We start from the raw sequence: 12,578 nt of genomic DNA, 5'->3' as shown, positions 1-12,578 counted from the left end.
CAACTAACTACACAGGTGCAAGGAATGCTCATATTATTTATGTATTTTGAAAATTCCTCACAGTTACAATTTATTATTAAAATATTGATATTTATCTACAATTACCTTCCTGTATGGTGGCAGACTTGTATTATTATTTAATAGAATACTAAAAGAATTAAGAAGAGTAGATAATGAAGCTTGTTCATCTTCTTCAAGAATAAACTTAATACCATATTCCATTAAATCCTCATTTATTTCTTCTTTCCAAACGATGCTCCCATTAAAAGTAATGATTTGTCCAAGAATTTCTGTTTTAAAACGGTAAATCACATCGCCTCTTATAGGTAACTTTAAATCAGATACGAATCGTAGACCACCAATACTGATATCTTCAATCAATACCTTTGATACCCCTAATTGCATAGCTCGACCCGCAATTGATGCAAGTAGTATGTCAGCCTCAAGCGGACTAGGTAAATTAATGCGATAATGTTTTCTTTTGCTTTGTTTCGCTTTTTGTTTAGGATCCATCGGCGATAATACTTTTTTCTGTAAAAGTACTTCAAACTCTTTAACGGGAACCGGGTGACTAAATAAATAGCCTTGGATTTCATGACATTGTTCTTGTTGAAGTATTTTTAATTGCTGAATCGTTTCTACACCTTCTGCTACTACTCTTACATTTAATCCTTTGGCCATATAAATAATTGATTTTGTAAGATGCAAATCTCGATCACTATAGTGCATGTTTCGTATAAATGATTTATCTATTTTAATCACATCAAATGGATATTGAGTTAAATAGGAAAGAGAAGAATAGCCTTTTCCAAAATCATCTAAAGCTATTTTAATTCCTAATTCTTTTAACATTAATATTGAATTTTTAACTATTTCCGAGTCATTTAATATCGTACTTTCTGTAATTTCAAATTCCATATCGGATGGATGAATTCCTACATCTCTAATAATTTCGGCAACTTTTCTAGGCCAATCTGGCTTCAAAAAATGAACTGCAGAAATATTAATTGAAATCGGTACAAGATGCATCCCCCTATCTTTCCAATTTTTTATTTGATTACAAGCTTCATTTAAAACCCAATCATCTATCTCAGTAATTAAGCCATTTTCTTCGGCAATTGTAAGAAATTCATGTGGAGAAATAAGGCCCCACTCAGGATGATTCCAACGGATAAGAGCTTCTGCACTAATGATTTGGTTTGAATGGGCATCCACTCGAGTTTGAAAATACAAAACCATCTCCCTATTCTCTACTGCTTTTTTCAAGTCTCTTCCAATACTATAGTTTTTATAAGATTGTATACTACTAGAATATGAGAGGATATGATAATTATTTTTCCCTCGTTTTTTCGCATTTTGTAATGCGTAACTTGCATTTCTTAATAGCTCCAAGCTAGTTACTCCATTTTCAGGGTAGGTACAAATTCCAATACTTACAGTGATATATAATTGATACTCTTTTATATTGAATGGTTTGTTAAGGGATTCATTTATCTTTTTGACTATTTCTTTCAGAGCGTCAAGCGAATTTATTTTGTCAACTAATATCATAAACTGATCCTCACCACGACGAGCAAGCAAATCTTGGGACGTTAAATGTTTTGTTGCGCGAATAGGTAATTGTTTTAACAACTCATCGCCAACTTCATTGCCGAGAGTATCATTGATATACTTGAAACCATCAATATTCAATTTTATGACTGCAAATTGATTATTGCTGTCAGCATACTCATCTATTATTTGATTTAACCTTTCAATGAACATATTCCGATTGGGGAGTTTTGTCAAAACATCGTAATTAGCCAAGTATTTAATCTTTTCTTCCAACACTTTTTGTTCAGTAATATCCGATATTAATCCATCAAGACGAACAATTTGCCCATTATTATTCCAAGATGGGATTATATAATTCTGTACCCACCGGATCCCACCGTTCTTATGTATAATCCGGAATTGATGCATGATACTTTCTGTTGCCGAATTAATAATATCCATAAATTTCTGTAAATCCTCAGGATGGATAATGGAAGGCCATTGAAAACCATTATAAATTTCATCGTTTGTATAACCAGCTAAATACTCTATCCCCTTTGAAATGTTGAATTTATCTGTGAGCATATCAAAAGACCAAATTCCTATATCTGAATTATCATAAAGTAATTTAATTTGTTTTTCTTTTTCTGATATATCATCAGAAATTCCATAATCTGTAACATCCTGGACGAATCCTACAAGACCCTCAAGGTTTCCTTTTTTATTAAGAAAAACTTCTGTTTTAACTTTAATTTGACGTACAGTTCTATCTTTTTTAATTATTCGAAATTCCATTTCATATCCAGTTTTTTCTCTTAATCCGTTTTGAACTGTATTTTTTACTCGACTACTATCTTCGGGATGGATAAAACGCAGAACATAATTCAAAGAGGGAGTAAAAGTTCTTTCCTCATCAACCCCAAAGATACTAGCGAATTGCTTAGAAAAATAGTGAAAATCATTAATGGCATCGTAATAAAAACTGCAGATCTCTTTAATATCGTTGAACACTTCAAGCCTTTTTTGCACTAGAGAAAGTTCCTTCTTCTGATCTTGATATTCAGTGATATTTTTTATGATTACATAAATATCCTTAATAGTATTCTTCTCTTTGATTGGAATAAATGTGACATTAATTTCAATCAAAGTGCCATTTTTTGTGACCCCTAAAGTGTTAAATTTCTCGGTCTTTCCAAGCAAAGCTTTTTCGAGATATTGTATGCAATTGAGTGAATCCCTCTTACACAGTACATTAAAGAATGGCTCTTTAAAATCTTGTTCAGTATAACCATATTGCTTTGCAAAAGCTTTATTATAAGAAACTAGCAGACCATTTTTATCCAATTTTACAACAGCATTTATATGATCATAAACTTCTGGAGTAAAATCCCCCTCAACTTCTAAAACTTGCTTCTCTTGTTCATTTGCTCTATTAAAGAAGATTCCCATAATCATAAATACCTCCCCACAAAGAAATTTATTTAACAATTAATTTTATAAAACTAATAAAAAAAACACCAAAATATTATATATCTCAAAAAAAGAATAGAAATTAAAATGAAGTGTAACCTTTTTCCTATTGTTAAAACTTTTATTAGTATATAAGTTTATATATGTAAAAAAAAGATTTTTTCACAAAAATAGGTAATTTGTAATAACGATATTTCAAATTTCTACATTAAACGATATAATCGCAATTTGTTTGACCAATTGAGGCTGCAATATATGTCTCATTCACAACAAACTTAGAAAATAAGAACATTAGATTTTTTAAATATAGAATATAAAAAAGGCATTGAGAAATTGGTAATGATCGAGGAGGAAATTATGGATTTACAAAAATATAGGAACCATTTAATTCAAAATATAAAAAATAAGTTATCGGAGTGGGCTCGCTCTGAAGAAACGGAACTAATTCCGTTTAAGGAAGTTTATCGTTTCCTACATTCAATTAAAGGAACTTCAGGAACGCTTCAATTGGTAGGTCTAGTGGAGATTTCTGCAGAATTATTATCTAAGTTGGAAGGAAGGGTGGAGAATTGGGATAAATTCGAGGTGAAGAATTTTTTATATCCATTAATTGAATTTATCTATAAACACGAAAACTCTAATGAACTAGCAAATCTTAATGAGACAGTCCTCTATTCTAATGCTCCTGTTATTCATATAATCGACGATGATGTTTCAATGCTTATTCTTCTTAAGGATGTGTTAGAAGGAGAAGGGTGGATAGTTATAACAAACACAAACCCAGAAAAGGCAGTTAAACAGTACTTTGAAATGAAGCCAGATTGTCTTATTATTGATATTCATTTGCCGCAAAAAGATGGTTTTCAAATATTGGAGGAAATCTACGAACATAATAAAAAACACTTCATTCCAACGATAATGATCAGTATTAAAAGCAGCAAGGAAACACGAATGAAAGCTTATCAAAAAGGAGCAGATGACTTTTTCAAAAAGCCAATTGATCTTGAAGAGTTTGTTGCAAAAATTAACCGTCATTTGCAACGTAAGAAACTTTTCGATGAATCAGTTTTAATTGATGAACTGACACAAGTTTATAATAGAAAATACCTCTTAGAAAGTTTGAACCGATTTTACCAAGACTTTAAACGAACAAAGCAGCCATTTTCAATTAGTATTGTTGATATTGACTTTTTTAAAAAAATTAACGATACATATGGTCATCTTATGGGTGACCAGGTTCTTAGGGATTTTGCTCAATATATCAAGAAAAATGTCCGTAACTTAGATATGATTTTTCGATATGGGGGAGAAGAATTTGTTATTATCTTTCCAAAAACCAATAATGTTGATGCAAAAAAGCGTTTAAATGAATTAATTAGGGGCTTTTCGCAAATTGAATTTACGCATAACGATAATAACTTTACCGTAACATTTTCAGCAGGTTTATTTACTGTAGATGATATGGGGATTGAAATTAGTGAAGCCCTCAAGGAAGCAGATAGCTCACTGTATGAAGCGAAGAGGCTTGGCAGAGCAAGAGTAGAATGCTTGCAAATGACATCTAATACTTACAAAAATAATGTTCTTAACATTTCTGTTATTGATGATGACATCATTATTCGATCACTATTGGCTCAAGTTCTAGACTCTATTTCCATTGAAAATTTTGAATTGAATATTAAGACATTTGAAAATGGACCATCCTTTTTAAATTCTGCACATGCAAAAGAAGAAGTAAACCATTTTTTAATTCTAGACGGAATCATGCCAGAAATGGATGGCTTAGAGGTTCTTCAAAACATCAAACAAGGGAAAAGTGTAAATAAATATAAAGTATTAATGCTTACTGGCCGAAATAGTAAATATGAGATTGAACGTGCCCTAAGGCTAGGTGCCGATGATTATGTAACAAAACCGTTTAATGTAAATGAGCTGCGAGTGAGAGTTGAACGAATACTAAACACATTAAAATGATTGTTTCACTATTGATTCAATTATTGAGATATAAATAAATTATAGTTTGTTAAATAATTAGAAATGGAGAGGCAAAAAAATGAACCGAATATTGTTGGCAGAGGATGAAGAAGTACTTCGTATGCTTATAGTAGATATATTCGAAGATGAAGATTTTACGATTGATGTAGCAGCGGATGGCGGTGAAGCAATGGAGTTTTTGAAAAATAATAAATACGATTTAGTCATCCTGGACTATATGATGCCTGTCTATACAGGTCTAGAAATCGTTGAAAAAATACGTTGCGCCGAAACAAATGAGCATACAAAAATTCTAATGCTTTCAGCGAAAAGTCAGGAATATGAACAAAAGAAAATTTTCGAAACCGGCGCCGATTATTTTATGGCTAAGCCGTTTAGTCCAATGAAACTATTAGCGTTGGTAGAGGATATTCTTGATGGAAATAATTAGAAATATAAATCATTCCTTAGCGCGTAAAGTTTTAGCATTAATGAGCATCTGTCTCTTCTTTTTTGCTATCGGGTGCGGGTCTATATTTTATTATCAGCATAAAATGCAGGATGAATACATTCAACAGCAGAGTATTATTAAAGAAAAACAGCAAATCACTAATACTCTTTTCAGTCTGTTTAATTCCGACTTTTTAATAATGCAGGACTCTATTGCTTTTAAAGTCCCAGCAAGTATGGAGGATGTGCTGAAAACTGAAACTGTCGTTAAACAAAACCTTGAAGAACTCAATCGTTTGATTGGAACGGAAGAAGAAGAGTTAATTTATCAGGAGTTTGATGGTTTTACATCTTATTATTTTGCTACACTAATTCCACTTATTATGAATGAATATGAAAAGAATCAAGATCCTAGTATTGACCTTCATGATAATTCGGTAACTTATAAAGTGAAAGAATTCCTAGAGCAAAACAGATTTTATGAAAATCTACTTGAAGAAAAACTAACAGATTTGTCTGAAGAGCTGGCAGAAAAACAATCGATTGCACAAAAGGCTATCATTATTTTTTCTATTTTTGTCTTAATTCTTTCGATTTTAGTAATCCAGAGAATACTTGCCAGCATAGGAAAACCACTTGCAAACTTTACTTTTGCTGCAAATGAAATCGCAGCGGGCAGAGATGCGATGATAGAAATAGATGAGAACCGGCAAGATGAATTAGGAGTTTTATCAGTTGCTTTCAAAAAGATGATGAATACTATTCAGGATAAAGAGCAGAGTTTGGTGGCTCATAACGAAGAACTAATTGCCCAACAAGAAGAACTTCAAGCCCAACAAGAAGCGCTCCTGGATCAGCAATCCGAACTACAGAACGCACTGGCCACACTTACAGATAAAGACCAAAAATTAATGAGAAGGAATCAGTTAATTAAGCACATTTCTACGTCTCTAAATAAAACAGAGGTTCTCCAAAGTATCATTGAAAACATGTGTAAAATTACCGAATCGGATAAGGGAATCTTTTCCTCAGTTCTGGACGATGCGATTGCTTCATATGGAATTTCGGATTTTGGCGTTGAACAATTTAGAAATAATATGGATAACGACGGTTTAATTCATCGGCTAAATAATGAAAAGAAGCCATTTACAGTGAAACGATTACAACATCCTATAGAAAAGGGGTATCATGAAACTTCTAATTATAGTTTCGATTTGTATTTGCCTATTATCTCTTCCTCTTATCTAGCAGGCGTTATAGTGTTATCTAGATACGGTGATCCTTATTCAGAAAATGAGCTTTCTGAGTATGAAACGTTAGTTAAGCAAGTTGCTATTTATCTTGAAAAAATAAGTTTATTTGAGCAGTCAGAGAACGATCGGCGATTAAATCAAGATATTATAAATACTGTTCAGGAAGGTATCCAGTTAATTGATACTGAACATAATATTATACAAATTAACAAACCTTTATCCGAGATATTTGAATGGTCTGAAACTCCTGAAAGAATAATAGGGCTTCCTTGGGGACAGTGGAGTCATATCATGGCAGGACAAATTCAAGAGCAAGAATTCATTCAAAATTTAGAGAATTTGATTCAATCTTCTTTCCTTTCTCCCGATGAAGAACATTCATTTATTTACAGAAAGAATAACAGCAATCAAGTCATTGAAGTGTATTGTAGAACAATTAAATACTGTAACGAACATATCGGGACCTTATTAGTCCATCGTAATATTACGAAAGAATATGAATTATCACAGATGAAGTCTGAATTTGTTAGTACAGTTAGCCATGAATTAAGAACCCCATTAGCGAGTGTTCTTGGATTTACAGAGTTGTTGTTAACAAAAGAATTAAAGCCTGAACGAAAAATTAAATATCTACAAACGATTTATAATGAATCAAAAAGACTTACTGCTTTAATTAATGATTTCCTTGATATACAAAGAATGGAGTCTGGAAAACAAACATATGAAAAGAATTTTATTGACATTACATCTATTTTAAAAAATGTCATTGAACTTCAAGAGGTTAACACCTCACTACACGAGATTAAGCTCTCTATAGAATTAGAAGAAACAATTATTCTAGGAGACAAAAATAAAATAAAACAAGTTTTTACGAACTTATTAAGCAATGCGATCAAATATTCTCCGGAAGGGGGGAACATTTTAATACGCATTTATGGTGATAATCAAAATGTATCTATTGATATAAAGGATGAAGGGCTTGGTATCCCAGAGGATTCTATACCTAATTTATTCCAGCAGTTTTATAGGGTAGATAATTCCGACAGACGGAAAATTGGGGGTACAGGTTTAGGGCTAGCGATTGTACAAGAAATTGCCAAGGCGCACGGTGGCAAGGTTACTGTAAGCTCTGAGTACGGGAAGGGAAGTACTTTTACTACGCAATTTCCTAAAACTTCGATGAAGGCCAATAAAGATAGTGTAAATGACAAAGAAACTTCCATGTTAAATTACTCCATAATGGTCATAGAGGATGACTTAAGCCTTGCAGAACTCTTGAACCACGAGTTGCAAGAGAGTGGTTTTCATGTAAACTTTCAAAATAGTGGCCAAAAAGCATTGGAACAAATGAGAAAAGAAACGCCCGATGCGATTGTTTTGGATATAATGCTTTCGGATGAAATAGATGGTTGGACAATTATGAAACAAATGAAAGAAACCAAAAAACTAGCAAATATCCCTATTTTCGTATCAACCGCACTCGAAGAAAAAGAACGAGGATTTTCCTTGGGAGCACAAGATTACTTAATAAAACCTTACAAACCAAGCCATCTATCCGAACTGATTAAGCAAACTTTAAAATCTAATGAAAAGAACGGACAAATTTTGATGCCTCATTAAAGAGAAAATCCTTTTATGGTATTTTAAAAGTAATAATCATCATTAGCTTTTATTTATGTTAAAAAGCTAAAACATCGAAGGTCCTTATCTGAATATGATTGTAAAGATAAAAATAAAATCTTAAAATTCAGCACAATGGATCAAGTGTCCATCGTGCTGAATTTTTTTCTTTGTATAAGCAATAATACTTACTTCCATTCATGCAAAAATACCTCCTTCCAAATCGAAAGGAGGATTAAATAATCTTTATTTCTTCGCAGTACTTGGTTCTTGAATATAATCCGCAGATACCCAACCCGGTTGCTGGTTATAAAGAACACTGTACCATTTTCCAGTGGAATCTTTAACAAAGTTTCCATCCTTATCTTTAACGCCAAGGATATAACCGTTAGCTTTTATGCCGCCGATTACCGCACTATAAGTGTTTGCTTCACTGCGAACCTTCAGGCCGGAAGTAACATTATTTTTTACTCTTAATGCATCTTTAAATGTTAAGTATTGACCAGACACCCAGCCTTCTTTGCCGTTTACGGAAATTTTGTACCAGCCGCCATTTTCGCCAAGCACTGTTACTTCTGATAAGTTTGGCAATGAAGTAAAGGCCGTACCATTCACAGGGTAAGTTCTCACATTTAAATTCACAGTCGTCACTTGAACAATTCCCGTTGCACCGTTCAATCCAGGGTCAACTGCGTACTGAATTTCAGCACTTGGCATTGGGGATGTTGCAGGTTGAGCTTCATATTTTGGAACTTCAAAGACTAATTTCGTCGATTCATCCGGATCGGTTAATGCATAAATGTCCCGAATCTTTTTCGCTTGAATCGTTGCCCACATCACATGTGTTGCATATTGGTGAGAAGCCGGATTTTCCGGGTTCCAACGCATTTTATATAATGTGTCCTGTCCAATTCCGATATATCTCTCTTTCACGAACTGGGCTCCACCCACAATTGCTTTGTCTATTGTGAACCAACCGTACGAGTAGGCTGTCTCTGAACCGAATTTATTTGGATCCTTATCCACGGCACCAATTCCATACACGTTATATGTCTTTTTAATGTTCGTCAGTTTTTCACGGTTAGCATCGGTTACCATTTCAGGCTTATTTTCCGCATTTAGCCCAACTTCGATTCCATTTGCCAATTTTGAAGCACCATTGGCCGTTTCATGCAGCGCATGTGACATTAAATAGATGGCATTTATATCAAAAGTTTTGCCCGCTTCGATAAAAGCCTCTGCTTTTCCAGTTAAAATCCCCTTATTTTGAAGCACATTGTTATTGATGTTGTTCACACTCAGCCCTTCAACGGCAGAAGATAATTTTAAGAATTGATAATATTCCACACTATCCTTTTTGAAGTTTCCTGGATTCATATAATAAGCCACCAAAGGTTGCGCAGCTGTAAAGATTCCGCCACCATCCACCTTTGGATTGTTGTTTGCTTGTTTTGCCAGTGCGGCATCAAAGCTTGAAGCAACCGTTTGTGTAACATATTCTTTTCCGCTAACAATAGGCGTATTCGTATTTTCCTCTTCTTTACCGCCAGTACCAGGCGTGCCCGTATTTACATCTAGATTAAGTACACGATAAATAACAGTTGCTGCTTCAGCACGTGTTGAATTCGCTAATGGAGCGAAGTTATTATTTTCTCGGCCAGCAAGGATATTCGCACCAACTACAGAATCCACAGCATAGGATGCCCATGATGCAATTTTCTGCTCATCTTTAAAAACATGGTTCGATGGCGTTGCTTGTACCCCTAAATAATTCAAGGCGCTTTTAATCATAACAGCCATTTCTTGACGAGTAATGTTGGCATTTGGACCGAACTTTCCTTTACCAATCCCATTTACCAAACCATGTGATGCAGCCACACTGACATCTTCGTAAAACCAATCTCCTTGTTTCACATCCGTAAAGCTGACAGTTGTGGAAGCAGGGGATAACTCCAAAGCTCTAACTAGGAAACTAGCAAATTGAGCGCGTGTAACATTGTTGTTTGGCGAGTAGTTCCCTTTTTCATCGCCTTTTAATATATCTTTGTCAATGAGCGAGCTCATCGCTTCGTAGGCCCAGTGATTTGAGATGTTTTCAGCGTATGTATTTGCTGGAAGTGCAGTGAGAGTGGAAGAAGCAAATAACCCAAGCCCTAATGCAATAGATAATTTTTTATTCATTTTATTTCTCCTTTTCTATAAATAACCTTTACTATATAAAACTACCAAACAATTAACTAAAAAAATAGGGAAGATTTATAAAATTTTATAGGAGAAATTTCCCTTTATGCTTACTTTTTGTCGTAACCAATGTAGAATTATGGTATATTTTGAATATCCTTAGTTTTATTCAGTAAGCTACCCCTACTTCTAATAGTAGGATAATTAAGAAAAATATAGCAATCTACCATTACTGAATAAAGTTAAGGATCGGGGCCGAAAGGGTCGAAAATATGCCAAGGCGTATTTGAAAAAATAAAGAAAAGAGGTTAGGAGAACCAACGATGGAAAGAAGAAGGTTTTTGTATAGTTTGTTTCTCATGCTGCTCTGCTTAGTGATTATTCCCAACAAATTTGCTTCCGCAAATTCGCTTTCTGATATACCGAATGCATACAAAGAGGAAGTGAACTATTTAATAGGAAAAAACATCATTTTTGGATATGAAGATGGAACGTTCAAACCGAATCAGTTAGTGTCTCGCCAAGAAGCTGCAACAATGATGGGGAGAGCTTTAAAGTTAGACGGCTCAACGCCAAGACAGACGGTATTCAGTGATGTCAACCCTAATTCATATGCTGCAGGCTATATTCAATCAGCAAATGATAAAGGCATTATTAGTGGGTACGGCAATGGAACATTTGGTCCGACAAAAAATATGACACGATTGGAAATGGCTTATCTGATTTCCAGTGCATTCAATTTGTCAGATTCAGGTGATGTATTCTATGTGGACATGCCTCAAGCTTCAGGTGCAAAAGCAGCTATAGCAGGAGTGACAAATGCCGGAATCACAAACGGTTATACAGATGGCACGTTCAAACCAAGCAGCTCGATTACCAGAGTTGAATTTTCACTTATGCTTGCGCGTGCGTTAAATCCGGATTTCAAAGTAGAGCCGATTAAAATGCAAGGCTCAACGAAATATGTAACAGCTTCCAGTTTGAATGTCCGTAAAGGCCCGGGAGCAAATTACGATCGAATTGGTTCTTTAACGAAAGGTGCTTCGATTACTGCTTATGGAAGTAGTGGAGATTGGGCGTTTATCGAAAATGGAAATGTAAAAGGTTATGTACATACAGCTTATCTTTCTTCCACAAAACCAACCGTTGCATCCGCTAGCACAACGAAAGGGAAAGTGATTGCCATTGACCCTGGTCATGGCGGACATGATCCGGGTGCAGTTGGAAATGGATTGAGAGAGAAAGATATTGTTCTTGGAGTAGGACTTGAACTTAAGAAATATTTAGAAGCAGCCGGAATCAAAGTGGTGATGACTCGTTCAACGGACAAGTTTATTCCATTGGATGACCGACCAAAAATCGCCAAAAACGCCGGGGCGGATACATTTGTCAGCCTACATATGAATGCAGCTTCTGCTTCAGCAAACGGAACAGAAACGTTTTATTCGAAAGGTGGAAGTTCAACAAGAGTAAATCAAAGTTCGGCTTTGGCTGGATTTATTCAAGACCGCTTGTTGGATACCCTTGACTCAAGAGACCGTGGAGTAAAAACGGCGAATTACTTAGTAATCTACCAAAATACACTCCCGTCAGTTCTAGTGGAAATGGGCTTTATTTCAAACAAGGCAGAAGCCACTTATATCAATTCACACCAAAAAGAAACAGCACAAGCCATTTATTTGGGAATCATGGATTACTATAAATGGTTAGGTAAATAAGAAATCTTAGCTTGCAGGAAAAGTCGATCTCGGCTTAGACTGCAAGTTTTTTTTTCAACAATATAACGACTTGGAGCTTCTTGTAATCTTTTTGCCAGACATTTGAAATACATAGAGCGTTTAACGTTGGTACGAAATTTTAATGGAGTAATTGTCATTATTTTGATACCCATTTTTCATTAAACGATAAACGTTGTAAAAACTCCTTTGTAATATTTGAAACATTTGTCATAAAATCTTAAGAAAAGAATATAGTGGGTAGGGAGTGGCTTTTGGAATAGGATTTTTGTAAAAAAATCCTATTCTTTTTTTGCGGGAAATCCATTGGGAGAGTAAGTATTGTATAACATTACCAAAAAGTATTATACCAGCTTCCATA

At 34.5% G+C, this 12,578-nt stretch carries 6 protein-coding genes; 4 read left to right on the top strand and 2 right to left on the bottom strand.

What is annotated here, in order from left to right; translation table 11 throughout:
* Positions 1–63: 63 nt before the first annotated feature.
* Complete coding sequence (locus tag D1B33_RS03765) at positions 64–2,988, bottom strand: EAL domain-containing protein (RefSeq protein WP_118874984.1); 2,925 nt, start codon at positions 2,986–2,988, stop codon at positions 64–66.
* A 372-nt stretch (positions 2,989–3,360) separates the two neighbouring features.
* Between D1B33_RS03765 and D1B33_RS03760 the strand changes: the two genes are divergently transcribed.
* The 3 genes from D1B33_RS03760 to D1B33_RS03750 all read left to right on the top strand — a co-directional run bounded on the left by D1B33_RS03760 (position 3,361) and on the right by D1B33_RS03750 (position 8,300).
* The gene (locus tag D1B33_RS03760; RefSeq protein WP_233549374.1) at positions 3,361–4,977 is read left to right on the top strand and encodes a GGDEF domain-containing response regulator; all 1,617 of its coding nucleotides are present in this window, start codon (positions 3,361–3,363) and stop codon (positions 4,975–4,977) included.
* Between the two features lie 79 nt (positions 4,978–5,056).
* A complete protein-coding gene (locus D1B33_RS03755) occupies positions 5,057–5,428 on the top strand; it encodes a response regulator transcription factor (protein ID WP_118874982.1) in 372 nt (123 codons plus the stop codon).
* Complete coding sequence (locus tag D1B33_RS03750) at positions 5,415–8,300, top strand: ATP-binding protein (protein ID WP_118874981.1); 2,886 nt, start codon at positions 5,415–5,417, stop codon at positions 8,298–8,300. The genes D1B33_RS03755 and D1B33_RS03750 overlap by 14 nt, the downstream gene beginning before the upstream one ends.
* Before the next feature lie 246 nt (positions 8,301–8,546).
* Here the strand turns inward: D1B33_RS03750 and D1B33_RS03745 are convergent, their stop codons facing one another.
* A complete protein-coding gene (locus D1B33_RS03745; protein ID WP_118874980.1) occupies positions 8,547–10,481 on the bottom strand; it encodes an S-layer homology domain-containing protein in 1,935 nt (644 codons plus the stop codon).
* Between the two features lie 323 nt (positions 10,482–10,804).
* Between D1B33_RS03745 and D1B33_RS03740 the strand changes: the two genes are divergently transcribed.
* Entirely contained in the window at positions 10,805–12,199 is a 1,395-nt protein-coding gene (locus D1B33_RS03740) for an N-acetylmuramoyl-L-alanine amidase (RefSeq protein WP_118874979.1), read from the top strand.
* The last annotated feature ends 379 nt before the right edge of the window (positions 12,200–12,578 follow it).

This window comes from Ureibacillus yapensis (genome assembly GCF_003515775.1).
Taxonomy (GTDB): domain Bacteria; phylum Bacillota; class Bacilli; order Bacillales_A; family Planococcaceae; genus Ureibacillus; species Ureibacillus yapensis.
The sequence above is the reverse complement of the archived record's forward strand: the minus strand, read 5'-3'. Positions and strand labels throughout refer to the sequence as shown.

Bases quoted from the DNA above. Each gene is read 5' to 3' on its own strand.
- D1B33_RS03765 (WP_118874984.1), bottom strand. From the start codon at position 2,988: ATGATTATGGGAATCTTCTTTAATAGAGCAAATGAACAAGAGAAGCAA.
- D1B33_RS03760 (WP_233549374.1), top strand. From the start codon at position 3,361: ATGGATTTACAAAAATATAGGAACCATTTAATTCAAAATATAAAAAAT.
- D1B33_RS03755 (WP_118874982.1), top strand. From the start codon at position 5,057: ATGAACCGAATATTGTTGGCAGAGGATGAAGAAGTACTTCGTATGCTT.
- D1B33_RS03750 (WP_118874981.1), top strand. From the start codon at position 5,415: ATGGAAATAATTAGAAATATAAATCATTCCTTAGCGCGTAAAGTTTTA.
- D1B33_RS03745 (WP_118874980.1), bottom strand. From the start codon at position 10,481: ATGAATAAAAAATTATCTATTGCATTAGGGCTTGGGTTATTTGCTTCT.
- D1B33_RS03740 (WP_118874979.1), top strand. From the start codon at position 10,805: ATGGAAAGAAGAAGGTTTTTGTATAGTTTGTTTCTCATGCTGCTCTGC.